This is a genomic window from Vreelandella olivaria, from assembly GCF_023507745.1.
GTDB lineage: Bacteria > Pseudomonadota > Gammaproteobacteria > Pseudomonadales > Halomonadaceae > Vreelandella > Vreelandella olivaria_A.
The window spans coordinates 33,623-60,215 of the sequence record NZ_JALPZO010000073.1 but is presented as its reverse complement, the minus strand read 5'-3'; the positions used below and the strand labels follow the sequence as shown (position 1 = coordinate 60,215).

Below are 26,593 nucleotides of genomic sequence, written 5' to 3'. Positions count from 1 at the left end.
TCACTCTCCTTTATACGTGGAAGTAGTGCGCTGGGTTAGATGGGCGTATAGCGACCGCAGCCCAAAGGTCCAGGGGGGGAGCTGATCACTGCGACCAACACGATTGACCAGGGCACCCAGAGAAGGGGTGGCAATGGTGACGCGGTCACCAAGATGATGAGTAAACCCCTGTCCAGGCCCGTCCCGGTCCTGGACAGGCGAGAACATGGTGCCTAAAAAGAGCATAAAGCCATCAGGGTATTGGTGATGGGTACCGATCGTCTGCTCAACCAGTTGCAGCGGGTCCCGACTTATCTCGCGCATATGACTGGCATCCTCCAGCAGAAAGCCGTCATCCTCTCCCTCGATACGCAATACCACAGAGGCTTGGCGTACGGTGTCTAACGTAAAGTACTCATCGAACAGACGTACAAAGGGACCAATGGCGCAGGAGGCGTTATTATCCTTCGCTTTACCCAACAGGAGTGCACTGCGTCCTTCGATGTCCCGCAGGTTGACATCATTGCCCAGTGCGGCGCCCTGAATAGCACCCTGGGCGTTAACGGCCAGCACGATTTCCGGCTCAGGATTATTCCAGCGTGAGGCCGGATGCAGTCCCACCCTGTCACCAAACCCAACCGACGACAGCGGCTGTGCCTTGGTAAACACCTCTGCGTCCGGCCCAATGCCAACTTCCATATATTGCGACCAGACACCCCGGCTCTGTAACGCTTTCTTCAGCGCCATCGCCGCTTGCGAGCCTGGCTGAATCTGCGCCAGGTCACTACCAATCACTGCCTGGATATCCGTACGCAGCTCTGAAGCACGATGGGGATCACCTCCTGCCTGCTCTTCAATGACCCGCTCCAGCAAACTGACGGCAAAGGTAACACCGCATGCCTTAACCGCCTGCAAGTCACAAGGGGCAAGCAACCAGGGGGCTACCTTCGGTTCAGCCAGGGAGTTTTCCAGTAGTTGCTCTACTGGCCCAAGATCTTCGCCTTCCAGTTGAGCGGCAACCCGCCCAGGATGGGACTGGTCCAACAGGTCAGCCAGGGTTGCAACACTGCTTGAAATATCCACCACCCTGCCGCCCCGTACGACTACAATGGCAGGCCCCGCAACAGGAGCATCGCGCCACACACGCCCTACCAGTAGGGCACGATCCAGGTCATGGGGCAGGCAGTCCTCAGCAGAGATAGACTGCATCATTATTTGTGTCATAGCGTTCTCTTTGAAGTCATCAGAAAACAAAATTCGGCAGTGCCAGAGAAATCGCGGGAACAAAGGTGGTTAGCAGCAAAATGCCTACCATCACCATCCAGAACGGTAAAACGGCACGAATAAAGTCTGCAATACTGACCCCGGTAATACTGCAGGTGGTAAACATCACCGTCCCAAGCGGTGGGGTGATCGTTCCGATAGTGGCATTAATAATAAAGATGATGCCGAAGTGAACCGGGTCGATACCAAACTGGGCAGCCACTGGCGCCAGCAGCGGAGACAACACAATCAGGATGGCATTCCCCTCCAGGAACATGCCCAACACCAGGAGCAGCAAATTGGCCAACAGCAGGAAGGCAATGGCACTCACCACTTGTGAGGAGAGCAGCATGGCTATTTCCTGGGGGATCTGCTCCCAGGTTAAGAAGCGGGCAAATCCGGAAGCCACTGCAATAATGAAGAGTACGTTGACAGACGCCAGCAGCGACTCGTTGGTGGCCAGAGCGATGCTCTTGGGTGTCATTTGCTTATAAACGAAAACCCCTACAATCAGGGCATAAAGCACTGCAATCGCGCCCGCTTCGGTAGGCGTGAACACGCCGATACGAATACCGCCAATCACCACAACCGGAAGCATCAAGGCAATGATACCGGCCCGGGTAACGCTAACCCATTCATGACGGCTAACTTTGCGGCGCTCAGGCGGCTGATAACCATAACGACGACAAAGATATGAAGTCAGTATCATTAAGCTCGCCGCCATCAATATGCCTGGAACAACGCCAGCCAGGAACAGTCGCCCAATCGACACATTATTGACATAGCCATATACGATTAAGGCAATACCTGGGGGGATGGTGGAGGTAACCAGTGATGACGCTGCAGTCACCGCGCTGGAAAAAGGCTTGGGATAGCCCTTTTCCGTCATGCTGGGTACCAGAAGCTTGGAGTTCATGGCAGCGTCAGCGATGTTGGAACCTGACAACCCACCCATAAAGGTACTCAGCAGCACGTTGGCCTGTGCCAGCCCGCCATGCATACGCCGGGTAAGCAACTCAGCCAGTTTTAGCAGCCGGTCCGTAATGCCGGAGTAATTCATGAAGACGCCGGCCATAATAAAAAAGGGAATCGCCAGCAGGGAAATGGACTCCAGCCCACCCGCCAACCGCTGGATCAGCATCATCATTGGCTGATCGGCGCCAACGATAAAATAGAGAAAGGTAGAGAAAAAGAGCGCAAAAGCGACGGGGGTGCCCAATAGAAACAGCAGAAACAGTGCACCTAGAGCAATACTGACAGCCATGTGATTCGCTCCTGAAGGTTAACGTCGCTGAACCAACCGCACCATGCAGTGGTAAATCATCACCACAGCACTGACGGGGATCGCCACATGAATCCAGTAATAGGGAATTTGTAGCATCGGTGTGCTACGGAACGCTGAAAAGCTCAACAATTGAGTACCCCAATAGAGCATGGCTATCGCGCTGGCGAGGATGATAGCAACGCTGAAAACCTGCTCATTCCAGTGAGCAAGACGAGGCGGCAGCTTATCGGTGACAAAACTGATGAACACATGCTCTTTACGGCGAACGAGCGCACTCGCCCCCAGGAAAGTGGCCCAAACCAGCAGTAGTTGAAGAATTTCTTCGGTCCATGCCAGGGGCGCACTGAACACATAGCGCATAAAGATATTGCTGATTGCCACAAGAAACAGCGCAAATACCGCTGCGGTGGCCACGACCTCATCCAGCCGCATAACACGGTCCAGCCACATAAAAATAAACTTCATACCAGACTCCTGAACCAAGGCTCCCCAGCAAGCCGGGGAGCCAGGTAAGCACCTACTTATCAGCCGTTGATAATTTCGTAGACGCTGTCGTAGAGACCATCACTCCACTGCGGGAATGCGGAGGGGATCTGTTCAGCGGCACGCTCACGGAAGGGAGCTGTATCCACTTCATGAATCTCTACGCCTTCACTACGCAGCCGCTCTAGTGCCTGCTCACTATCCTCGGCTACCAGCTCTCCCAGGTATTCGGCCATTTGCTGCCCGGTATCAGTCAATACTTGCTGGTGCTCTTCACTCAGTTGATCCCAGAACGCTTTGCCAGTGACAAACGGGGCAACCGTGTGCATATGCGCCGTCAGGTTCAGATGCTTGACCACTTCGTGGAATTTACCGCCGTAAAGTACAGCGGCTGGGTTTTCCACCCCGTCCACCATGCCTTGAGCCAGTGCGGGGTATACATCACCTAGAGACATCGGCGTTGGCGTGGCCCCCATCGCCCGAATGGCCTCGACGTACATCTGCGAATTCTGTACGCGGACACGTACACCATTCAGCTCATCCGGGCTGCTGACGGGCTCACGGGATAACAGGTGGCGCACACCATAAATCGTATTGGGGATGACAATGTGGTAACCGGATGACTCAACCTCGGCCAGTTGGTCCGCAAACCACTCTGAATCGAACACTCGGAGCTTGGATTCAAAGTCCTCACTCAAGTAGGGGGCATCCAGAACCGCCAGGTCGGGCACTGAGTCCAGGAAATTACTGTAGGCAGTAATGGAGATAATCGCCGAACCGAAGCGGGCCTGCTCCATTACCTCGGTTTCAGAGCCAAGCTGGCTTGCCGGGAATGCTCTGAGTTCCAGTTCACCATCGCTGGCTTCGTTTACCCACTCAGCCCACTGTTTTACCGCTACATCAACAGGCTCACCGGGCTGGTTGCCATAGGCAACGCGGATAACCGTGTTAGCGTTCGCGGCACTGACAACACCAATGCTGGTGACCGTTGCAAGGGTAATGGCAAGTGAAAGTTTGTTTAGGCGCATGAGAAAATCCTCTTTTTTTTGTGGTTAACGCTGTGGTAATCCTGCCCTTCAGGCAGTGTTGTTCTACATCTATATTTGCCGTTCTTTGGTTTGGATTGCCCAGGTGAGATGGCGCATAGAGGTTCACCTTAAGTGTCATCGTCCGGGTGATTAATCTCCTGATTGCCCTCCCCAATTCAGCGCTTCATTGAGTAACGGCGTCGGTATCGAATAGGTTTCCGCCATGCGCACCACTGGTGCTATACGGCGTTCCAGCTTGTCGCGGTGATTCTGGGCAATATCCTCAAGGCGGTGATCAAGGTAAGGGTTATCGAAACGCTCAAGCGTACTTTGCCAATAGCCGTCCAGGTCCATTCCTGGCAGCTCTTTCGCCAGAACAGGCAGTACTTCATTGTTCATGACATCGCCAAGAATGTTGCGAAGCCTGGGTTCCTGAATGGCCTCTCTGACGTACGTGATCGAGTGCTTCAGGCGCTGCTGCCACCACTGGTCAACCAGAAAGGTGTGGGCCAAATTGAGGATATGCAGCTTGCGTAGCTCATAAGGGCGAAGCGAATCCACGACATCAATCGCATCGTGCGTAAAAGGCATCACCAGCCCTGGCATCTGTTGAACGGCCCACAGCGCATAGGGTTCGGCCACTGCGCCAACGGGTTCAATGGGTGCGGAGACAATGCGGTCTACCAGAGTGTTAGCCCAGCAGCACTCGGTATCCAGCGAGACACTAAAGCGAGCGTCCTGATAATCCTGCTGTGCCAGTTGAGCCACGATCTCTTTTAACACGTCGCCATTACGGCTAACCAACTCGCAGGGCAGCAGCGTCAGCCCGGTTTTGCCCGCAACAAAGCGCGCCCGCAACAGTTTGGTCAGCTTGCCTGGAAAACTCGTCGGAACCGCGGCCAGACTGGAGTCGTCAGCCATCTGATAGCCACTGTCGCCCGTGTTGGAAACAACCCACCGAGCCGTGTCGATAAAGTGCTGTGTCAGCTGCTCCCACTCCTCCTGGGCAACCATGCACCCGGCAATGCTGCCAATCGAACGCCGCTCTTCAACGGGCATACCGCCTCGCAGCCCTTTGATCAGTAAAGGGTAACTATCCTGTCTGGCCAAGGCGGCTGCCTTGGCTTTGCCTTCAGGGCGTGGTGAGATTTGCACCACCAGTATAGCCTCAGAGCTGCGCCCTTCCGCCAGGGCGGCACCGGCAAAAGCAGCCACATGGCCAAGCAAAAACCGGCTGGTGCCGAATTGCACAATAGTGGCCTGAGAAAGCGTCAAACTCACAACGAAACCCCCCGTTTCCAGGGAATAAAGTCCATTTGCGCCAGACGGGCAGCTTTGGGTACATAGCGGCCTGATGCAGCTTCAATACACAGCGCCAGCAGCTCATCGGCCAGTTCGGCAATTTGCGCCTCCCCGCGGATAATCGGACCTGCATCGAAGTCGATCACATCGCTCATTCGGTGTGCCAGCTCACTGTTGCTGGAAATTTTGATCACCGGTGCAACGGGGTTACCGGTCGGTGTCCCAAGTCCGGTTGTAAACAGCACCAGATTAGCGCCGGACCCCACCAGCCCCGTTGTGGATTCCACGTCGTTTCCTGGTGTACACAGCAGGTTGAGCCCTTTACGGGTCATGGGTTCGGTGTAATCAAGAACATCCACTACCGGGCTGTCGCCTCCCTTCTTGGCGGCGCCTGCCGATTTCATGGCGTCAGTAATCAAACCGTCACGCACGTTGCCCGGCGAGGGATTCATGGAAAAGTGAGCACCCACCGCCTCTGCATGGCGCTGATAGGCAGTCATCAACGATGTGAATCGCTCGGCTACCTTTGGATTGCGGCAGCGTGCCAACAGCTCATGCTCGACACCGCATAACTCGGGGAACTCACTTAACATACCACTGCCGCCCAGGGTCACCAGCCGGTCCACCACAGCGCCCACCAGAGGGTTGGCAGATAAACCGGAAAAGCCATCCGAGCCGCCACATTCAACTCCGATTGTCAGCTCGGAAAGCGGCGCCGGTTGGCGGCTAACCTGGTTGGCTCGTTTGAGGCCATCAAATATCGCGGTCAGCGCATCACGTATCAGCACTTCTTCACTTGCGGACTGCTGCTGTTCGAAATAGCTGACCGACTTGTAACCATTGGGATCCCGCTGCGCTATGGCGTCCTGCAGCATGGTGATCTGAGCTTTCTGGCAGCCCAGGCTCAGCACCGTTGCCCCCGCTACATTGGGATGGCAGATATACCCCGCCAGTAAGTGACACAGGGTTTCAGCATCGCTGTCGGTACCACCACAGCCAAGTTGATGTACGAGGAAGCGCACACCATCCACATTAGGAAACAGGCGCTCACCAGTAGGAACCTGTGAGGCAATGGCCTCTTCACCATGCAGAAGCTTTCTCGCCAGTTGCTTGTAGCTATGGTAAGGATCATCGCCCAGCGCTTCCGCCACGCACTGGCGTAATACTTCGATATTGCGGTTTTCACAAAACACCAGGGGTACCACAAGCCATATATTCGCAGTACCTACCCGTCCGTCCGGACGGTGGTACCCCTCGAAGGTGGTGGTTTCAAACTGCGTTACCGAAGGTGGCTGCCAGTCTTCCTGTTTGTTTTCCGCAGGCAGGTCATCCGTAGAGTGAACGAGGTTTTCAGTGGTAATGGCACCGCCAGCAGCAATTGGCTGCGTCACCTTACCTACCGTGACACCGTACATCACCACCACATCGCCTACCGCCATATCATTCAATACAAATTTATGCTTATGACGGACAGGGCCTGGCAGGGTAACTTGCTTTCCCTGATCCTCTACTACGGCACCAGCTGGCAGATCGGCCAACGCGACGCGAACATTATCCAAGGCATGAACGCGCAACGTAAGATGAGGCGCTTGACGGGCAATCAGGTCACTCATACGAGCACCTCTTCTGGGTCGATGGAGATCATGGCTTTGATAACCTGATGAGACGGGTCACACCACTGCGGCATGTGGGAAGGGGTATCGGCCAGTCTGGCACGATGGGTAATCATGGCTTTAACCTTTATCCCTCCCGATTCCATCAGCGATACAACCTGGGCAAAGTCTTCCTGAGTGGCATTACGGCTACCCATTAACGTCAACTCTTTTTTGTGAAAGTCAGGATCACTAAACGAGATATCGGCTTTTACAACGCTCACCAGCACATAGCGCCCACCATGGCCCGCCAGATCAAACCCTGCCTGCATCGCACGGGGGTTGCCGGTGGCATCAAAGACCACATCCGCCAGCGCGCCATCATTCAGTTCACGGATCAGTGCAGCTGCTGCTGGCTCCTGTGGGTTGGCAGTGGCATCGGCCCCCAGCACATCGCGGCAAAAGGCCAGCCGGGCAGTATTGGTGTCCACCATCAGGGTGCGCGCCCCTTTACTCTTCGCCACCTGCAATACACCCATTCCAATTGGTCCCGCCCCGACGATAACGGCAAGCTCTCCAGGCTGGATGGCACTGCGCCTTACCGCATGGGCACCGATCGCCATACACTCCACCAGTGCCAGTTGGTCCAGACTCAGCGTCTCTGACACCACCAGATGAGCAATGGGGACTGCCAGAAACTCAGCCATACCTCCATCTTTGTGCACGCCGATAACCTGCATATTCTGGCAGCAATTGGTTTTACCAAGCAGGCAAGCCCGGCACTCACCACAATGCAGATACGGAATGACATACACCTGTTTTCCCATCAGGTGCCGTGACGGCGCATCGGCAACATCGACCACCTCACCAGCCAGTTCATGGCCAAGCACCCGGGGATACTGGAAATAAGGTTGGTTGCCACCATAGGCGTGAATATCGGTTCCGCAGATACCAATACGGCGTATGCGCACCACTGCATGTCCAGCACGACACTCCGGGTAGTCCGACTCCTGCAGCTCAAGATGTTGAGGCTTTGAACAGACGAGAACTTGCATTAATGCATCCCTCTTCGTCAGGCGCAGTTCATCCGCACTGGCCTGATAGGCACTTTGATCCAGTGGTCAGACCTTTATGAGCACAAGATGCCCGAACACAAGCCCTGACTCAAGTAGTTACCAAGGCGTCAACGACTAGACCTAAGTCGCAAACGCCATCGTCGCTTAAGCCTGCACGACCTGTTGATGCTGTTCGCCCAGACCTTCAATCCCCAACCGCATACGTTGCCCGTCCCGCAAATAAACAGGCGGCTGCTGACCCATTCCCACACCGGGCGGCGTGCCGGTAGAGATAACATCACCGGGTTGAAGGCTCATAAAACGGCTGAGATAGCTGATCAGGAAAGGGATTTGATAGACCATGGTTCGTGTACTGCCATTCTGATAGCGTTTGCCATCAACCTCTAACCACATGTTCAGTTGGTGAGGGTCGGCAATTTCATCACGGGATACCAGCCATGGGCCGAGAGGACCAAATGTATCGCACCCTTTACCCTTATCCCAGGTGCCGCTACGTTCAAGCTGGAACTCACGTTCAGAGACATCATTCACCACACAGTACCCAGCCACATGGGACATGGCATCGGCTTCGTCAATATAACGCCCACTCTTACCAATAATGACCCCCAATTCCACTTCCCAGTCGGTCTTTTGCGAGCCACGGGGAATTTCCACACAGTCATTGGGGCCACAGATGGCGCTGGTCCACTTATTAAACACAACGGGTTCAGGCGGCACCTCAGCACCGGTTTCAGCCGCATGGTCTGAGTAGTTAAGGCCAATGCAGATAAACTTGCCCACCTGCCCCACACAGGGACCCAGCCGGGTGTCGCCTGCCACTTCGGGCAGCCCCATAATATTGATATCACGAAGCCGCTGTAGGCCCTTATCACTCAGTACCTCCCCAGCAATATCATCGACAATGGCGGAGAGATCACGGATTGCCCCGGCGCTATCGAGAATGCCCGGCTTTTCCTGACCCGGCTGACCAAAACGTACCAATTTCATCTTGTTGTAGATCCTCAATAATCAATTAGCCCAGCCACCATCGATAAGCTGGGTGGTACCGGTAATAAAGGCTGCCTCATCACTGGCCAGGAAAGCCGCCAAAGCCGCCACCTCCTCCACTCGGCCCAGCCGTCCCATTGGTTGACGCGCGATAAATGCAGCTAACACATCCGCCTCACTACGGCCCTCTTGGCGTGCCTGATCAGCAATACGCTGCTTCAGCGAAGGAGACTCGACGGTACCGGGGCAAATCGCGTTACAGCGCACACCCTGGGTCATAAAATCGGCGGCAACCGCTTTGGTTAGCCCAATGACTGCAGCTTTGGTAGTGCCATAGACACAACGGTTGGCAACGCCCTTAATACTCGAAGCAAGCGATGCCATATTGATAATACTGCCACCCCCCTTTTCCAGCATGCCCGGCAAAAACGCCTGAATAGTATGGAACATAGAGGTGACATTCAGCTCCATCGTGCGTTGCCAGGATGCTTCACTGCACTCCAGTATATTGCCACCCGGTACCATACCAGCACAGTTAAAGAGAACATCCAATGCTGGCAGCGAACCGGCCAGCTCAAGAATGGCTCGGCTATCCGTAACATCCAATGGATAAGCTTCAACGCCTTTCATTTCTTTTAGCGTGGCAATATCAATATCAGTGGCAAAGACACGCGCTCCTTCAGTTGCGAAACGTTCAGCGCTGGCGCGCCCTATGCCATTGGCCGCGGCAGTGATCAGTACCGTTTTATTGTTGAGTTTCATGCTATGGCACATCCCTAAGAATCGTGGGAACATATATCAGGCCAAAACATCCAGATATCCAATGGCCTGACCAATACCCCGAGTATGAGTGAGAGCGTTTCATCCTGACAAGCCTTCGAAAGGGCATTTTAATGCTTTCGGGGATGAACTTTAGTCGCAAATCAATTGTTAAAAAGTGCAGGAATACCGCCCCATGCCAATTCAAGCAGTCCGCTCGCAACGACTTTACCGCCAAATTGCGGATCAGTTGCAACAGCTGATTAACGAAGGTGAGTTCCCCCCAGGAACACTACTACCGCCCGAGCGTGAGCTTGCTCAATTGCTGGGTGTCAGCCGGGCCTCTGTTCGGGAAGCCTTGATTGCACTGGAGGTTGTGGGGCAGGTGGAGGTACGCGTGGGGCACGGGGTAGTCGTCTTAGCACCCCGCACTACCACTCAGGAATCAGTGATGCGGGCCGCCGCACGCACTGAACCCTGGGCGCTTGACCCAGAGTTCGCCAGCGAAATTGAACTGAATCTGGACGAAGAGATCCCCCCCTTCTCCCTACTCCAGACCCGGCGTTACCTGGAACCGGAAATTGCGGCCCTGGCCGCCATGAATGCGTCTGAGGAGGATATGAAGGCTATCCGCCGCGCCTTTGAGCGGAATGTGGCTGATAACGCCGATGGGGGACGGAACTGCGCTGGCGACCGCTTATTGCATATCCGCATCGCTGAAGCATCAGGCAACGCGGCCTATGCTCTGTTAATCAAGCACCTGCTGGGCCATAAGTACGGCGCCATGTTTCGTCGCCTTCAGGATCTCTTTATGGAAACCGATATGCCCCAGCGCTCCCAGGGGGACCACGAACGCATAGTGCGTGCCATTGAAGAGCGGGACCCAGCCGCCGCCCGGCGATCCATGGAGGTCCATCTTGACCATGTGCTGAACGTGTTCTTTTCTGAATAAAAGATAACTACGCGGGTTATTACAGTTGCCCACGATAGACCCTGAAGCGACGGTTATCCGCCAGTGTCTCAAAACAACTAAAAGAGCGCTCAAGCAGCTCGGGGTAAGGCAGAAAGGCATTGGCCACCATTATCAGTTGCCCCCTGGCAGTCAGGTGATCGGATGCGCCTTCAATAAGACGTTTGCTGGGGCCGTAGGTAATATCCCGCTCCTGGTGAAACGGTGGATTACTGACAATCAGGTCAAAACGTTCGCCTTCCAGTGCGGTGTACACATCGCTTTCCAGCACTCGCCCACTGATCTGGTTGGCAGATAAGGTTCTACGACACGCCTCTACAGCAAAAGCACTGACATCCACGGCAGTTATCAGGTGGCCACGGTTTCCCAGCCAAGCGCTGATAATACCGTCGCCGCAGCCCATATCCAGTACCTTCAGCGGCGTTTTCGGCAGACCGCCTTCCAGGGTTTCCAGCAGTAAAGTGGTACCCTCATCCACTTTACCGTGGCCAAATACTCCAGGATGACTCACCAGCGTCAGCGTCAACGCTTCGAAGCTTTTCCAGGCGTTGTCCGGTATTGCCATTGGCACGGTACGAGTGGAAAACAGTGAGCAGCGCCGCGCATTGTCAAGCTTATCGCACCTCATTCCCAGTTCACCAAGTACCTTGGGAACCCGCTTAATCCCCCCCTGGTGCTCACCGACAATATCCACCGGTGTATTTTCGGGCAATACATGACACAACCACTCCAGCCACCACACACCCAGTTGGTGGGCCTTGGGCCAGAACAACACCACCTGGCCTGCCTGCCGGGAGAAAGGCGAATCAAACGGGCTGGCGGCCAGTTTGCCATTCGCTACCCACTGCTGACGAAGCGCCGCATCACCACTTACCATGGCGCTGGAGTGCTCCATCAACCACGCATCGGCGGGTGGTGCAACCGGCATTAGATGGGCTGCCTGCCCATAGTAGCGTTCGAGTAGTTGGCAAGCGGGCAGTTGAGCACTCATACATCAGCCTCGGGTTTGGTGAAGGTATAAAGCAGATAGCGGCCTAGCCGCCAATGGGGGTCCTGTCGGCAATACTGTTTTTCAAGTGCCAACAGCGCCGCCTGATCGATATCTTTGGCGGGTGGCTGGCGCAGGTAATCCTGAAAAATTCGAATCCCTGCCACGCTTTCCATGATCAGGCCGCACTCCTGCGCCCATAGGCTGATATCGTGGTGGGTAACAGGGGAAATAGGCGTTAAGCGCTGACGCTTTCCCTTGCCTTCCAGCTGGTCTCCGAGCGCTTTTTGCAGATTGCCTTTCACCACGTTGGAAAAGCGCAACGCATCCCGATTAAACACCATCAGACTCAATTGACCGCCAGGAGCTAACAGGCTAGCGAGGATATGCAGTGCCTGCTGTGGGTCACCCAGCCATTCGAGCACGGCATGGCAGGTAATCAGCGGCCATGGCCCTGGGGCCTGGGCGGGAAGCGCCTGAAGTGGAGCAGTAAGATAGCGAAGCTGCTCAGGTAACCAGTCCCCCTGGTGGCTGCGTTCAGCGTGCCACGCTTTAGCATGCTCAAGCATATCCTGCGAAGGTTCGGCCATCGTCACCGCATGTCCACGTTTAGCCAACCAGGCGGAGAGCTGCCCTAAACCGCCACCAATATCCAGCACGGGTTGGGTTTGCAGGCGAAGCATCTGCGGCAATAAGTAGTCGAGCATCGCTAATCGCAGCTCTCCGCGGGGCGCCTGATAAAGCGAACGGGAAAACTTATCCGCCAGGCCATCGAAGTAACGGTCGCCCGCTTCAGTCAGTTCATAGGTTGGGTGCATGCATCAAGCCTGAATTATCGCAACTGGCACTGTATCAAAGGCGCGTAGTTTACCCTGCCTGAGGTGGGAACGCTTGCCGGGGAAGAGGCTTTTGCCAGTTTTCATGCTGCTCCATCGCTGCGGCCAGCTGCATTAGCCGCTTATCCTCCCCCAGGCGCCCCACTACCTGTACCCCAACCGGCAACCCACTCGACGCCACATGCAAAGGGAGCGACATCGCTGGTTGACCGGTCAGGTTTGCCAACTGGGTGAAGGGCGTTCGGCTTAATGCATCCACCGCCAGGCGCTTTAACATACCCGCTTCTAGCGCCAGCTTTGGCACACCAGGAATAGCCAATAATGCCATCAGCCGCTCTCGCGCCACCGTGGGGTAGAGCTCACCTAATTTGGGAGCGGTATCCGCTGCCACGGGCATCACAAGGGCGTCATAACGCTGGTGAAAACGGCTCATTTGCTCTGCAGCGGTATGCCAATAACGTTTAGCTGTCTCGTACTCCCAGGCGGAAAGCTTCGCACCCAACCGGCCTATCGCCCGGGTAGCAGGTTCGATCGACAACCGCTTCAGCGGAACGCCTGTCTGTTGGCTAATCCATCTAAGATCCGCCGCCAGATGCCCCAGGTAAAGAGTAAGATAGCTGTCTGCCAGGGCATCACCATCTACCGGCGGGTCACACCACTCCACCTCATGCCCCATCGCTGCCAATAGATTGGCGGTTTTTTCAACGGCGGCTGTTACCTCCGGGTTTAGTTGAGTACCTAAGCCACGGCTAAGTGGCTCGCCCAAAGAAAAAGCAATGCGCAGCGGCGGGCAGGGGGACGACAACAAAGCCACGTAGCCGGTTTCGTGGAGCACCGGATAGGGTCCCGAAGGCGCCATACCATTGACCTGCTCCAATAGCGCGGCGCTGTCGCGCACACTGCGGGTAATGGCATGTTCAATCACCGCCCCCTGCCAAATTTCCCCATGAGCAGGCGCCAGCGGCACCCTGCCCCGGGAGGGTTTAAAACCAAACAAGCCGCAATAGCTGGCAGGAATACGAATAGAGCCACCTCCATCGCCAGCCAGCGCCAAAGGTACCATACCGCCTGCAACGGCCGCCGCGGCGCCACCGCTTGAACCACCTGGGGAGTAACCAGCACGCCACGGATTTACAGGATGAGGAAACGCCTTGGGCTCGGTAATGCCCATTAGCCCCAGTTCTGGCGTTGCGGTTTGCCCCACAATCACCAACCCAGCTCTGCGCGAACGCTCGATAAGTAGGGCGTCCTCTGTTGGGTACCACTGGGATAACGCGGCACTACCGAATGTCAGTGGCTCCCCCTTGATCCCCATTAAAAGGTCTTTGCTTAACGTAGGTACGCCAGCAAAGTACGCCCCTTCGGGTTGGTGCTGACTCTCTTGCCTTGCCTGATCAATACGGGTTCTTACCACTGCATGCAGCACGGGGTTGCTTTGCTCAATAGCGGCTAAAGCCGCTTCAAGCACTTCCCCACGGCTTACCTGGCGGCGGCGAATCAACTCAGCCAACCCCATCGCGTCATGCTGCTGATACTCATCAAGGTACATCGCTACCATCCTGTTTTCTTCCAGCCTAGCAGAGCCCCTTATGATTTTTGCTGCATCGACAGTATTGTCTTTAAAACGTAAAACCACTACTGTGGGAAACATTAATGGGAACGTTCCCATTTTACCGCTGGGGCTTTTACCAACCATGCCATCATCCCGTGCCACACTGATTGAAGTCGCTACTTTGGCTGGAACATCCAAAACCAGCGTATCGCGCTTTTTTGGGCCGGAACGTGACAAGCTTTCTGCTACTCTTCAGGCGCGTATTGGACAGGCAGCCCACACATTGGGCTATCAGCCCAATCTGATGGCCCGCGGCCTGAAAGGCGGCGGCTCCCGGCTATTGGGTATGCTGGTGGCCGATATACGCAACCCATTTTCCGTTGCGATAGTGCATGGTGTAGAACTGTCGGCGCACGCTCAGGGCTACTCGCTTATTGTGTGCAATACCGATAACGACCCTGAACTGGAGCAACGCCATCTGGCATCGTTGGCGTCCTATCAGGTGGAAGGGTTGATCGTTAATGCGGCAGGGCAACCCAAGCAACCCCTGCAGGCTTTAATGGGCAGCGGTGTACCGCTGGTACTGATTGATCGCGAAGTGGGCCAGATTGGCGCCGAAGTGATTGGTCTTGATAATGCCCTGGCGATTGAGATGGCGCTGGACCACCTGGTGCAGCAGGGTTACCGCTCCGTGCTTTACGCGAGTGAGCCCCCCGAGCAGGCCAGTGCCCGCCAGGAACGGCTGCTGCGTTTCCAGCAACGAGTAGCATCACTCGGCTTGCAGAGTGAGATACTGACCTGTCTTGACGAGCGCCATGCAGTGCCAGTACTCCATGCATTTACCAGCGCACACCGCACCTCACCTTGTGCAGTGCTATGCGCCAATGGCAATGCCACCCTTGCCATGGCGCGACACTTTCAGCACTTGAGAATCGCCATGGGGCCGGTTGGCTTGATCGGTATTGATGAGATGGATTGGTGCGCGCTAGTGCCTCCGGGCATTACCACATTGGCCCAGCCAACCGATGCCATTGGCCACGCGGCAGTGGCCTGCCTGCTTAATCAACTCTCCCGTACTCACCCTCAACATGCGCCTGAACTCCCCGGGCAATACCGCCACGCCCCCTCACTCGTCCCCAGAGGGAGCACTATTGTCCGCTGGCCTCAAAAACCTGGGGCAGGCCCAGCGTTAGAGTGACGGGCCCAAAACTCACTACGTGACAAAACAGCTTCCACTTAACAACACAACCATTTGAGGCATCCAATGACACCACCTGTTTCATCACCCAGCATTCTTACCTTTGGCGAAGCCATGGCAATGTTTGTGGCAGACGACCCAGGCGAACTTGCCACGGTGGAACACTTCCACCGCCGCCTGGCAGGCGCTGATAACAATGTCGCCATCGGCCTTGCCCGCCTGGGGTTTCATGTTGCCTGGATGAGCCGGGTGGGTAGCGATAGTTTCGGTCAGTTCATCCGCCAGGCCCTGGAGGCCGAGGGGATAGACAGCCGTCATATCCATACCGACGCACAACACCCCACTGGTCTGCTGTTCAAAGAGCGTGCCGAGGGCGGAGCCGACCCGAAGGTCACTTATTTCAGACGTGGCAGTGCCGCCAGCCATCTATGCATTGAGGATGCAACGGGTATCGACTTTCCAGCCCTCACCCACCTGCACGCCACCGGCATTACCCCCGCCCTGTCTGAAAGTGCCGCACAGTTAACGCGCCATTTAATGGAGCAAGCCAGCAGAGCAGGTGTCAGCATTTCTTTCGACCCCAACCTTCGCCCATCGCTATGGCCCAGCGAAGCCATCATGCGAGATACACTCAATGCGCTTGCCAGTCTGGCTGATTGGGTGCTGCCAGGGCTATCTGAAGGGCGCTTGCTCACTGGCCAGGAAACGCCTGAAGCCATTGCCGACTTCTACCTTCAGCAGGGTGTTAAAGCGGTGATTATCAAGCTAGGGCCAGAGGGCAGTTACTATCGGGGCATACTCGGGGGGGAGTTGGAAAGCTTTACTCTACCGGGCCAACCCGTGGCCAATGTGGTTGATACGGTTGGTGCAGGAGATGGATTCGCCGTAGGTGCTATCAGTGCCCTGCTGGATGGGCTGCCCCCTCAAGCGGCACTCAATCGTGGTAATTTGGTTGGAGCTCAGGCGGTACAGGTAGTGGGTGATATGGAAGGACTGCCCACCCGAAAGGTTCTGGAACAGTTGGAACAGCACTAATACCTACCCTCTATGGACAGGAGTCAGCATGCAGAAAAATGTCATCGTAATGGGGCGACTCAGCCCCACCCAACGGGCAGAGTTGGAGCAGCACTTTCAGGTGGCGGAACTAACCAAACCGTTAGATCTCACTCAGCCGGACGTGCACAGCATGCTGTCGAATGCCCACGGGCTCATCGGCTCAGGCATGCAGGTAACCACAACGTTACTCGATGCAGCGCCAGCGCTTGAGGTGATTGCGACCATCTCTGTCGGCTACGACAATATCCCCGTCGACGAGTTGACCAAGCGCGGCATAATGCTGTGCAACACACCCGATGTGCTGACAGAAACCACCGCCGATACGGGGTTTGCACTGATCATGGCAACCGCCAGACGGGTTGTCGAACTGGCCGAATGGATTAAAGAGGGACACTGGCAAACGAGCATCGGCCCCGACTTGTTCGGCAGTGACGTACACGGCAAAACCCTCGGCATGGTCGGCTTTGGCCGTATAGGGCAAGCGGTTGCCAGACGCGGCGCCCTCGGCTTTGGGATGCGCATTCTTTACTCCAACGCATCGCCAAAACCGGCCCTGGAGCAAGAGCTCGGCGCTCAGCGGTGTGAACTGCACGAACTGCTGGCCGATGCTGATTTTGTCTGCGTAACCGTCCCTCTGACAGCCGAAACTGAACACTTGATCGGCGTCACTGAACTCGCCCACATGAAGCCTTCTGCGATATTGGTCAATATTGCACGTGGCAAGGTCATCGATGAAAAAGCCTTGATTGAGGCCCTGGAACAGGGCGTGATTAAAGCGGCGGGATTGGACGTTTTTGCCCAGGAACCCCTTTCCAGCGAGTCACCGCTACCGCGTATGGCAAACGTCGTTGCCCTGCCCCATATTGGCTCTGCCACCCACGAAACCCGAGATGCCATGGCGCAGCGGGCAGTGGATAATACTCGTTTGGCCTTACAGGGCAAACGTCCCATCAGCCTGGTTAATGAGGAAGTATGGCGATGAGTTCTGCTAACAAGGCCACATCTTTCTGCCTGCTGTTTGATTGCGATGGCACCCTGGTGGATAGTGAAATCCTCCTCGCCGAGGTAATGGGCGATATCCTGCCTGAATACGGCCTGCCCTTTACAGCGCGACAATATATGCAAGAGTTTCGTGGTGTGCGTTTTCACACGATCGTCCAAACACTGGAGAGTCGCTTCCAGCCCCTGGCAGAAGGCAGATCCGCCACACTTGAATCGAATATGCGCGCCCGCATGGAAGCACGCATGCGAACCGAACTGATTGCGATTGAAGGCATGCCTGCCGCCCTGGCACAATTAAACGACTACGCAAAAGCCGTGGTATCCAATGGGCCTGAACGCAAAATTCGCTGCGCCCTGGAAAGCACCAAGCTCTCCCACTATTTCGAAGAGCGCTTGTTCAGCGCCTATACCCTCAATGTCTGGAAGCCAGACCCGGAGCTTTATCGCAAAGCGGCCACCGCCATGGGCTATTTACCGGAACACTGCGTTGTGATCGACGACGCTGCCGTAGGTGTTCAAGCAGGGCTGGCAGCAGGTATGCACGTTATCCACCTTAACCACTTTCCTGAAGAAGAAAAAACGCCCGAAGGCGCTATCGGTATTCGTCATGCCAGTGAGCTGCTAGCGGCTATCACATATTTAAGCTTCTAATCACATATTTAAGCTTTTAAAGGAAGTTCCCAGCATTGAACGCTGCCGGGAGCAGTTGGGAGAGCTGGCAAATGCCCTGACACTTGCCATTGGTGGGCATCTGCCAGCTGCTTGAGCCTTACTTATTAAAAGCAGGTGGGCAGATGTTCTTTAACGTTTAAATCGCTATCTACCAACAGCAGTTGGCGCCACTTATCAAACGTCAAACACGGATGAGAGGCGCCAAACGCCACGATATCCCCCACCGTAACATCCTGCGCTGCTTCAGGTAACCGCACAAAGGTATGCTGATCCATTATTTTGGTCACTTCCCAGCCTGCTACCGAAAGCAGTTGCTCGCGCGCTCCAGCTTCCCGGTAGCGGCGCAGGGCGATAGGCAACTGGTCGTGACCAATATCGCGTTTCCCGAGTGCGATAATGGCAAGTCCCGGCTCCGGTAGTGACTGCACCTGGGCAAACACTTCCAAAGCAGGCTCAAGCCCCTGCTGTAAATCAGGCCGACGTGCCATCACCGCAGCCTGCGCATCACGATACAACCCATGATCGTGCACCACATAGCATCCAGGGCGTAACACAGGGGTGAATCTACCTTGTTGCAGTGGCGCTGCGTGGAAAGCTTCCGCAATGACGTCATACCAGGCAGAACCCGATGCCGTCACAATCGGGTTAGGGTCTGCAAAGTGACCAGCGCCCTCCAGTGCTACCGCCACCTCCACTAAATACTTAGCATAATGACGGATTCCGGTTTCAGGATCATCGCCGTGTACAACACCTTCATAACCTTCCAGCCCTACCAGTGAAAGCGCAGGCTCATCCGAAATAGCGTCTGCCAAAGAGAGAATGTGCTGCTGGGTACGGCAACCGCAACGCCCCCCCTCCACTCCCACCTCAATCAGCACCGATAACCTTAAACCGCGTTCAGCAAAAAAGCGCCCTAGCTGGCGTACGTTTTCATGGCTATCAACGACGCAGAAAAACTCAGCGCCCTTTTCCAGCAGGGAGGCAACAATGGCCATATTGGCCTGCCCCACCAGTTGGTTAGCCATCAACAACCGTTTGATACCATTAACAAAAGCAGCGCGGCACTGGGGTGCCGTTGCCAGTGTAATGCCCCACGCCCCCGCCTGAATCTGGCGATGGAAAAGTGCAGGTGTCATGGTGGTTTTACCATGAGGAGCCAAATGAGCACCGTGAGCCTCAGCAAAGCGCTGCATCCACGTCAGGTTGTGCTCCAGCGGCCCCTTGTAAACCACGGCTGCTGGCAAGCTCACTCCTGACAACAGGTTAGGCCCCAACTCAATACCGCCTTTCTCCACCGTTAAAGCATTCGCTTGCATCTCTACACCTCCAGCAGATTCAGAATAGATGTTAACCGCAGCAATGTTAGAAATTTTCACACTTATTGACTTTAAGTTAGAAACTAACATAGTTTTTAAACAAGGCAACCTCCAGGAGTCCACGGTGATTCAGGAAATAGATATTTTGTCACGTATTACCACCGATTTTGGCGCGCTGCGCGATGCTGAGAAAAAAGTCGCTGAGCTGATTTTTACCGACATTGATTTTGTCACCGAGGCCAGTATCGGTGAGATTGCAAAACGCGCTGGCGTCAGTGATGCCAGCGTCACCCGATTTGCCCGTGCAGTTGGCTGCACCAACGTGCGCGATTTAAAAACCCGTTTAACCCGCGCCCTGGCGGCGGGTCGTCGTTTTATCCAGGAAGCAACGCCCGAAGATGGCTCAAGCGTCGTCTATGAAATTGCCACCCAAACACTGGCGCTTAACCGGGATCTTCTCGCCCAGGCCGATGTGGCGAGTGCAGTGGAACAGTTAGACCAAGCACGCCAGATACTCGTCTTCGGTGCTGGGGGTGGTTCAAGCATCCTTTCCCAGGAGCTTCAGTTTCGGCTGGTACGCCTGGGCTATGCGATCTGTGCCTACCCACAGGCACTGCTACCACGCATGGTAGCCTCTACCCTTGAGCCGGATGATGTGGTCGTTGTGCTGTCGGCAACTGGCTACACCCCGGAGATGGTGGAGTCGGCACAAATTGCCAGACAGTACGGTGCCCAGGTGATTGCCATCACGGCAATGAATTCCCCGCTAGCCGAAACATCCCATATTGTGCTTCCGATTACCTCTCGTGAAACCGACTTTATCTACCACCCCTCTGCCTCACGTTACGCCATGCTGGCGGTCATCGATGTATTGGCACTTGAACTCGCCATGCGCCACCGCGAGCGCTCGCGCAGCAAGTTGCGCCGCCTGAAGCTGAGCCTTGATGACCATCGCGGTGGTGATAACCGGCAGCCATTGGGAGACTAAGATGGTTTACGACCTGTTAATTCGTAATGCCAACGTTCTGGATGGCTCAGGTGCTCCCCACTTTCGCGCCGATGTGGCTATTCAAGGCGAGCGTATCTGCGCCATCGGCGAGATGCCCTATGCCAAGGCCAATACCATTATTGATGCCCAGGAATACTATCTGGCACCTGGTTTTATTGATGTCCATACCCATGACGATACCAATGTGATTCGCACGCCAGACATGCAGCCGAAGCTGACCCAGGGCGTGACCACCGTCGTAGTGGGCAACTGTGGCATCAGTGCAAGCCCTGTCACACTGGCGCACGATGTTCCCGACCCGATGAATCTATTGGGTAATGCCGAAGACTTCCGCTACCCCACCTTTGCTGACTATGCCCAGGCCGTCGATACCGCCCAACCCAGTATTAACGTTGCCGCCCTGATGGGGCATACCAGTTTGCGTAGCCAGGTAATGGATAGCTTTGACCGCCCCGCAAATTCAGCAGAAATCTCCACGATGGAGGCGCTGCTACGACAAGCGCTGGATGAAGGTGCTTTAGGGCTCAGTTCTGGACTGGCTTACCGCAATGCAATTCATGCACCCACCACCGAAATGGCACCTCTGGTAGCTATCGTTGGGGAGGCAGGCGGCGTATATACCACGCATCTGCGTGACGAGTTTGCAGGCCTGCTGGATGCGATGGATGAGGCATTTAATACAGCGCGCGAAGGCAAGGTGCCACTAGTAATCTCGCACCTAAAATGCGCCGGAGCGGGCAACTGGGGTGGTGCTGTCCAGGCACTGAGCAAACTTGAAGCCGCCACTCAGCACCAACATGCCCACTGCGATTGCTACCCCTATACCGCCGGCTCTTCCACCCTCGACTTAGGTCAGGTGACAGATGAAATTGAGATCACTATTACCTGGTCTCAGCCTCACCCTGAGCAGGCACGCCGCCCTTTGAAGGATATTGCCACCGAATGGAAGATGCCGCTCATCGATGCGGCCAGGAAGTTACAGCCCGCCGGGGCGGTTTACCACAACATGAGTGAGGCGGATATGCAGCAGGTTCTGGCACATCCGCTCTCCATGGTGGGTTCCGATGGCCTGCCCAATGACCCCAACCCTCACCCACGGTTGTGGGGGGCTTTTCCACGTGTTCTTGCCCATTACAGCCGAGATTTAAATTTAATGCCCCTAGCCGAAGCGGTGCGCAAGATGACCAGTCTTTCGGCTGCCAATTTTGGCTTAACGGATCGGGGGACAATCCGCATTGGAGCTTACGCAGACCTCACTCTTTTTGACCTGAATACGCTTGAAGACACAGCAAATTACGAAACCCCTATCGCCGCCGCTAAAGGCATTGAGCTGGTGGTAGTGAATGGCAAGATCGCCTATCACCAAGGCGCCATTACCGGGCAACGCTCAGGGCGGATGCTAAGACGCACTGAACGCATTTCTCACATGACACCCTCTGATCAATCCAAACAGGAGCAAACACCATGAGCATCACACGATACGGCACCGAAGGTGGCGTTGGTACTGGCGGCCAGAAACTACCCTTTGCCCGCGCCGTAGAGGCAGGTGGCTGGTTATACGTATCCGGCCAAACACCAATGACCGATGGCGAAGTTGTTGACGGCGGCATCATTGAGCAAACCCGTCTCGCCTTCGATAACTGCCTGAGCATTATGAACGAAGCTGGCTACAGCGTTGAAGATGTGGTGCATGTCACTGCTGTTTTGACTGATGCACGTTACTTCACCTCTTTCAACAAGGTGTTTAAGGAGCTGTTTGGCGACAACCCACCGGCACGCATCTGTAGCGTTCAGGACCTGGTAGTGGACTGCAAAGTAGAAGTCGATGTGAAGTGCTTCAGGGCTGATCGCGCTTAACACATCCAATAAGAAGACACCGCGCCCCGGCAAGGGCACGGTGCCAGATTACCGCGTGACTAGCATAAGAACGCCCGCGGCAATCACCTCCATTGCCTATTTTCGGCCGCGGCAACGGCCGGATAAACAACGATAAGAGGTTACCATGAACAGTCAAATATTCCTTGTCACCTTTCTTCTCTACATCGCCGCCATGATTGCGTTTGGCTGGTGGGTCTCTCGGCACAAACGCGGTAGCGGAGACGACTTTCTGCTCGGCGGTCGCAGTGTTCCTCTCTTTCTCACCGTAGGCACCACGGTAGCTACCATGGTGGGCACCGGCTCAAGTATGGGTGCCGTTGGCTTCGGTTATGCCAATGGCTGGGCTGGCGCTTTATACGGTATTGGTGGCGCTATCGGTGTGCTGCTACTCGCCATCTGCTTTGCGCCGGTACGCAGGCTGCGTTTTATGACCATGAGCGAAGAGATCGCTTATTACGTTGGCGCTAACCGTCTGGTACGCAATATCGTGGCGCTCCTTATCTATATTGCCTGCATCGGCTGGCTGGGTGCACATATCCTCGGTGGCGGCCTTTATCTGTCCTGGATGGCAGGTATCGACCTGACGACGGCGCGTATCCTGGTAGCCTTGGGCTTTGGCATTTACTGCGTTGTCGGCGGTTACTTTGCAGTGATCTGGACCGACACCATTCAAGCCATCGTGCTGTTTGCAGGCTTTATCCTGATGGCCATTTTGGCGCTAGTGGAAGTTGGCGGCTTTTCAGGGCTTGCCGCAGGCATGGATGCGGGAGCTACCAGCTTTTTAGGCATCGGACAGATTGGCGCCCTGCCCGCTCTGTCGCTGGCAGCCGTCATCGCCATTGGTGTGTTGGCAACCCCCTCCTTTCGTCAACGCATTTACTCTGGCGAATCAGTGAGTTCGGTACGCCGTTCGTTTCTGATTACGGGAGTTCTCTACCTGGGCTTCTCTATTATCCCCGCCATTATTGGAATGGCGACTCACGCGTTGAATCCTGGGCTTGAGAATAGCAACTATGCCTTCCCGTTCCTGGCCACTGAAATTATGCCTCTCGGATTAGGGCTACTGTTATTGATCGCAGGGCTTTCAGCCACCATGTCGAGTGCCAGCTCGGATGCCATTGCCGGTGTCTCTACCCTGATTCGTGACTTATACGTGCTGGCAACAGGTCGTACGCCCTCTGCACGTAACGTGGTACGCTTTTCGCGCATTGCATTAGTGGCTACTATCGGCCTGGCACTCTTATTTGCGCTTACTTCTGATAATGTCATCACTTACATCACCCGGATGATTTCAACCATCCTGTCAGGGCTGTTTGTGTGTGCCATGCTGGGCCGCTTCTGGCCGCGCTACAACTGGCAAGGTGCCATCGCGACACTGATCAGTGCTTCGCTAACGTCTATGCTCATTATCGCTAACAGCGATTGGACGGCCTTCTGGGGTAATCCCAGTATTCCCGCCGTGCTGGCAGCCCTGGTCACCGGGGTAGCGGTAACCCTCCTGGCGCCTGCTTCGCGTATCACCTCATCTGAGGCTTTAGCAATTCTTGATCAGGAGCGCCAACGCATGGAGCAAGTACCAGAGCCTACACTGACTGGCTCTGAAGCGGCTTCAACCCCACGCTAACAACAACCCCGTATAAAAAACCCCGCTGAGATATCCCATCAGCGGGGTTTTCGGTGCGATTAACACGTGAATTAGCGGCTGGTTAACTGCCTAACCGCCAGTTCTACACCACGTAACTCCGCCAGGCCACGCAGTCGTCCATAAAGCGGGTAGCCAGGCGCCGTATTACGCTGTTGATCATCCAGAATGTGATGCCCATGATCGGGCCGAAGCGGCAAACGCCTTCCTCCCTCAACTTCACGTCGGCGCTCTTCATCCACCAGAGCATGAATAACGCCCACCATATCAACATTGCCTTCAAGATGCGGTGCTTCATGGAACGAACGCTCGTCTTCCACCTCCCGTTGGGTGGCACGCAAGTGGGCAAAGTGAATATGTTTGGCAAAACGCCGGGCCATGGAGACCAGTTCGTTCTCTTTAAGCACCCCATAGGAACCGGTGCAGAAAGTAATGCCATTCGCCTCACTGGGAATGGTGCTTAAAATCCATTCAATGTCATCAACACAGGAAACCACACGGGGCAGTCCCAGCAGCGGGCGCGGGGGATCATCAGGATGAATGGCCATACGAATGCCGACTTTCTCTGCAACGGGAACCACTGCTCTTAGAAAATAACCAAGATTTTCCCGCAATTGCTCTGCATCAATCTTGGCATAACCTGCCAATACAGAGCGAAACTGCTCAAGCGTATAGTGCTCTTCAGCACCGGGCAGGCCGGCAATCAAGGTATTAACCAGCTTCTCCCGCCCGGCATCATCCAACCTTTCCAGGTGTCGGGCAGCCTGGGCTTTCTCTTCATCGCTGTACTCCTGCTCAGCGCCGGGGCGATGAAGCAGATAAAGATCAAACGCGGCAAAAGCGACTTGATCAAAGCGCAGCGCCAAGGCGCCATCGGGCAATTCATAGGTCAGATCGGTGCGCGTCCAGTCCAGTACCGGCATAAAGTTATAGCAAACAGTATCAATGCCGCAGGCTGCCAGATTACGCAGGGTCTGGCAGTAGGTCTCAATCAAAGCGTCGCGCTCAGGTAGCCCCTTTTTAATCGACTCATGCACAGGCACACTCTCAACCACCGACCAGCTTAGGCCTGCGGCCTCGATCAGTTGCTGGCGCTCACGTATCGCCTCAACCGGCCAGACCTGATCATTGGGTATATCGTGTAGGGCCGTTACAATACCGGTTGCTCCCGCCTGACGAACTTCACGCAGCTGAATAGCATCCTGCGGTCCAAACCAACGCCAAGTATGTTCCATCGTTATCTCCTCCTGCTAGCTGCACGCAATCGCCGCCAGCGCCCCATCAAGCCCGCCTTGTGTCAGAGTGCGGTACGCCTTTAGTACGTTTTGGGCAAAATCCTCATCCGTTGCCAATGCGCCGGGCACCACATCATCCATGGCTAAAAAAGCCGCTACCAGCGCGGATGGGTCCCCGCCATGGGCTTGATGAAGCGCAGCAAAACGCCTGGCCATCGGGTCATCTACAATGTAACGCTGTCCTTGTAGATCCTCGCCATCGGTATAGCGAATCCAGGCGGCCATCCCCAGTGCCACACAGGGAGAATCGTGCCCACTCCTGCGATGTTCCACCGTGCCCAGCAACCAACGCTGGGGCAGCTTTTGGCTGCCATCCATAGCAATTTGCTGTAGACGATGCCGCAAGCTGTCATTGGCAAATCTCGCTAACAGTGAGTCGGCATACGCTTCTAAATTGGTCCCTTCCGGCATCTGCAGTGTGGGAGCAGCCTCCTCTAGCATATAGCGTCGCAACAGTGCTCTCAGTTCTGGATGCCCTACTCCCTCAAAAACAGTTTCGATACCGGCCAAAGACCCCAGGTAGGCCAATAACGAATGGCTACCATTGAGCATGCGTAATTTCATGGTCTCAAACGGTGCCACATCAGCGACCATTTCAACGCCATCCGCTTCCCATCCAGGCCGCCCCAGCGGGAAGTGATCTTCCACTACCCACTGGGTAAAGGCTTCACACACCACAGCATTGGGATCGTTAACACCCAGGGCTGCCAAGCGCTCGAAGTCCGCCTCCGTCATGGCAGGTACAATGCGGTCCACCATACTGCTGGGAAACGCCACCTCATTCGCAATCCAGCCCGCTAATGCTGGATCACGCCGCTTCGCCAGCTCCACTACCGCACGCCGTGTTCGCTGGCCGTTGTCGGGCATATTGTCACAAGAGAGCACTGTAAAAGGCGCTTCCTCTGCTGCACGTCGCCGCGCCAGGGCTTCCACCAACAAACCAGGCGCAGTACGCGGTTGCTCAGGCGATGCAATATCCCCTGCAATCATGGGGTCATCGTCTCGCAAGTCACCAGTGGCGGGATTCAGGAAGTAGCCCTTCTCAGTCACCGTTAGGGTTACGATACGCGTCTCGGCAGATGCCATTCGTGCCAGTAACGCCTCTCGATCACGGCTCCAATGGCCCGCCGTATCACGGCCAGTGAACAGGGCCTCTTCGATCACCCCAATCTCACGCAATTTTAGGGTGTCGCTATCGGCATACTCCGCCACATGGTAGCGATATCCGGCTGAGTTCAGACCATCGACCAGACCAACGCCTGCACGAAGGTTAGCACTGCATACACCCCAATCAGCGTCACCGCTACGCTGACGATAGCGTTCCAGATACACCGCTTGATGGGCACGATGGAAGGCGCCAAGCCCTAGGTGGACAATGCCGATATGGCCCAGCTTCGGGGAGGCTTCAATATGCTCGGGTCGCAT

General features: G+C 55.4%; 24 protein-coding genes. 9 read left to right on the top strand and 15 right to left on the bottom strand.

All coding sequences use genetic code 11. From position 1 onward, the window contains the following. From HP566_RS06650 to HP566_RS06610, 9 genes are all read right to left on the bottom strand, one after another. On the bottom strand, nucleotides 1–1,188 hold the full coding sequence (locus HP566_RS06650; RefSeq protein ID WP_249976497.1) for a fumarylacetoacetate hydrolase family protein: 1,188 nt from the start codon (nucleotides 1,186–1,188) through the stop codon (nucleotides 1–3). A 34-nt stretch (nucleotides 1,189–1,222) separates the two neighbouring features. Then, nucleotides 1,223–2,506, bottom strand: a complete 1,284-nt coding sequence (locus tag HP566_RS06645; protein ID WP_249976482.1) for a TRAP transporter large permease — start codon at nucleotides 2,504–2,506, stop codon at nucleotides 1,223–1,225. A gap of 18 nt (nucleotides 2,507–2,524) precedes the next feature. Continuing rightward, complete coding sequence (locus tag HP566_RS06640; RefSeq protein ID WP_249976481.1) at nucleotides 2,525–2,992, bottom strand: TRAP transporter small permease; 468 nt, start codon at nucleotides 2,990–2,992, stop codon at nucleotides 2,525–2,527. Between the two features lie 59 nt (nucleotides 2,993–3,051). After that, a complete protein-coding gene (locus tag HP566_RS06635) occupies nucleotides 3,052–4,038 on the bottom strand; it encodes a C4-dicarboxylate TRAP transporter substrate-binding protein (protein WP_249976480.1) in 987 nt (328 codons plus the stop codon). A 150-nt stretch (nucleotides 4,039–4,188) separates the two neighbouring features. Beyond that, nucleotides 4,189–5,319 carry a mannitol dehydrogenase gene (locus tag HP566_RS06630; RefSeq protein WP_249976479.1) on the bottom strand — a complete coding sequence of 377 codons (1,131 nt, stop codon included), beginning with the start codon at nucleotides 5,317–5,319 and terminating at the stop codon, nucleotides 4,189–4,191. Then, nucleotides 5,316–6,953, bottom strand: coding sequence for a UxaA family hydrolase (locus HP566_RS06625; RefSeq protein WP_249976478.1), 1,638 nt, complete (start codon nucleotides 6,951–6,953; stop codon nucleotides 5,316–5,318). Before HP566_RS06625 ends, HP566_RS06630 begins: the two co-directional genes overlap by 4 nt. Continuing rightward, entirely contained in the window at nucleotides 6,950–7,987 is a 1,038-nt protein-coding gene (locus HP566_RS06620; RefSeq protein ID WP_249976477.1) for a zinc-binding alcohol dehydrogenase family protein, read from the bottom strand. Before HP566_RS06620 ends, HP566_RS06625 begins: the two co-directional genes overlap by 4 nt. A gap of 165 nt (nucleotides 7,988–8,152) precedes the next feature. Continuing rightward, nucleotides 8,153–8,995, bottom strand: a complete 843-nt coding sequence (locus tag HP566_RS06615) for a fumarylacetoacetate hydrolase family protein (RefSeq protein ID WP_249976476.1) — start codon at nucleotides 8,993–8,995, stop codon at nucleotides 8,153–8,155. Nucleotides 8,996–9,016: 21 nt separating this feature from the next. Next, entirely contained in the window at nucleotides 9,017–9,757 is a 741-nt protein-coding gene (locus HP566_RS06610) for an SDR family oxidoreductase (protein ID WP_249976475.1), read from the bottom strand. 193 nt (nucleotides 9,758–9,950) lie between these two features. On the opposite strand from HP566_RS06610, the gene HP566_RS06605 reads away from it, so the two are divergent. Further along, nucleotides 9,951–10,706 (top strand): FadR/GntR family transcriptional regulator, encoded by a 756-nt coding sequence (locus HP566_RS06605; RefSeq protein WP_249976474.1) that lies wholly within the window; start codon nucleotides 9,951–9,953, stop codon nucleotides 10,704–10,706. Between the two features lie 19 nt (nucleotides 10,707–10,725). Here HP566_RS06605 and HP566_RS06600 read toward each other — a convergent pair whose 3' ends face one another. Genes HP566_RS06600 through HP566_RS06590 form a run of 3 tightly spaced genes read right to left on the bottom strand, consistent with a single transcriptional unit; the run spans nucleotide 10,726 to nucleotide 14,106 of the window. Continuing rightward, nucleotides 10,726–11,715, bottom strand: coding sequence for a class I SAM-dependent methyltransferase (locus tag HP566_RS06600; protein WP_249976473.1), 990 nt, complete (start codon nucleotides 11,713–11,715; stop codon nucleotides 10,726–10,728). Next, nucleotides 11,712–12,530 (bottom strand): methyltransferase domain-containing protein, encoded by an 819-nt coding sequence (locus HP566_RS06595; protein ID WP_249976472.1) that lies wholly within the window; start codon nucleotides 12,528–12,530, stop codon nucleotides 11,712–11,714. Before HP566_RS06595 ends, HP566_RS06600 begins: the two co-directional genes overlap by 4 nt. Before the next feature lie 49 nt (nucleotides 12,531–12,579). Then, entirely contained in the window at nucleotides 12,580–14,106 is a 1,527-nt protein-coding gene (locus HP566_RS06590) for an amidase (protein ID WP_249976471.1), read from the bottom strand. A 136-nt stretch (nucleotides 14,107–14,242) separates the two neighbouring features. Between HP566_RS06590 and HP566_RS06585 the strand changes: the two genes are divergently transcribed. From HP566_RS06585 to HP566_RS06570, 4 genes are all read left to right on the top strand, one after another. Beyond that, a complete protein-coding gene (locus HP566_RS06585; RefSeq protein ID WP_249976470.1) occupies nucleotides 14,243–15,298 on the top strand; it encodes a substrate-binding domain-containing protein in 1,056 nt (351 codons plus the stop codon). 66 nt (nucleotides 15,299–15,364) lie between these two features. Further along, entirely contained in the window at nucleotides 15,365–16,333 is a 969-nt protein-coding gene (locus HP566_RS06580; RefSeq protein WP_249976469.1) for a sugar kinase, read from the top strand. A gap of 28 nt (nucleotides 16,334–16,361) precedes the next feature. Continuing rightward, the gene (locus HP566_RS06575) at nucleotides 16,362–17,336 is read left to right on the top strand and encodes a 2-hydroxyacid dehydrogenase (RefSeq protein WP_249976468.1); all 975 of its coding nucleotides are present in this window, start codon (nucleotides 16,362–16,364) and stop codon (nucleotides 17,334–17,336) included. Next, nucleotides 17,333–18,007 (top strand): HAD family hydrolase, encoded by a 675-nt coding sequence (locus HP566_RS06570; RefSeq protein WP_249976467.1) that lies wholly within the window; start codon nucleotides 17,333–17,335, stop codon nucleotides 18,005–18,007. Before HP566_RS06575 ends, HP566_RS06570 begins: the two co-directional genes overlap by 4 nt. A gap of 125 nt (nucleotides 18,008–18,132) precedes the next feature. On the opposite strand, the gene HP566_RS06565 is transcribed toward HP566_RS06570, so the two are convergent. Further along, complete coding sequence (locus tag HP566_RS06565) at nucleotides 18,133–19,344, bottom strand: amino acid deaminase (RefSeq protein WP_249976466.1); 1,212 nt, start codon at nucleotides 19,342–19,344, stop codon at nucleotides 18,133–18,135. 124 nt (nucleotides 19,345–19,468) lie between these two features. Between HP566_RS06565 and HP566_RS06560 the strand changes: the two genes are divergently transcribed. The 4 genes from HP566_RS06560 to HP566_RS06545 all read left to right on the top strand — a co-directional run bounded on the left by HP566_RS06560 (nucleotide 19,469) and on the right by HP566_RS06545 (nucleotide 23,855). After that, entirely contained in the window at nucleotides 19,469–20,332 is an 864-nt protein-coding gene (locus HP566_RS06560; protein ID WP_249976465.1) for a MurR/RpiR family transcriptional regulator, read from the top strand. Continuing rightward, the gene (locus HP566_RS06555) at nucleotides 20,289–21,821 is read left to right on the top strand and encodes an N-acyl-D-amino-acid deacylase family protein (RefSeq protein ID WP_249976464.1); all 1,533 of its coding nucleotides are present in this window, start codon (nucleotides 20,289–20,291) and stop codon (nucleotides 21,819–21,821) included. Before HP566_RS06560 ends, HP566_RS06555 begins: the two co-directional genes overlap by 44 nt. Next, complete coding sequence (locus HP566_RS06550; protein ID WP_249976463.1) at nucleotides 21,818–22,210, top strand: RidA family protein; 393 nt, start codon at nucleotides 21,818–21,820, stop codon at nucleotides 22,208–22,210. Before HP566_RS06555 ends, HP566_RS06550 begins: the two co-directional genes overlap by 4 nt. Before the next feature lie 145 nt (nucleotides 22,211–22,355). Continuing rightward, nucleotides 22,356–23,855, top strand: a complete 1,500-nt coding sequence (locus HP566_RS06545) for a sodium:solute symporter family protein (RefSeq protein ID WP_249976462.1) — start codon at nucleotides 22,356–22,358, stop codon at nucleotides 23,853–23,855. Between the two features lie 71 nt (nucleotides 23,856–23,926). On the opposite strand, the gene uxuA is transcribed toward HP566_RS06545, so the two are convergent. Further along, a complete protein-coding gene (uxuA, locus tag HP566_RS06540) occupies nucleotides 23,927–25,108 on the bottom strand; it encodes a mannonate dehydratase (RefSeq protein ID WP_249976461.1) in 1,182 nt (393 codons plus the stop codon). Between the two features lie 15 nt (nucleotides 25,109–25,123). After that, nucleotides 25,124–26,593 (bottom strand): mannitol dehydrogenase family protein, encoded by a 1,470-nt coding sequence (locus tag HP566_RS06535; RefSeq protein ID WP_249976460.1) that lies wholly within the window; start codon nucleotides 26,591–26,593, stop codon nucleotides 25,124–25,126.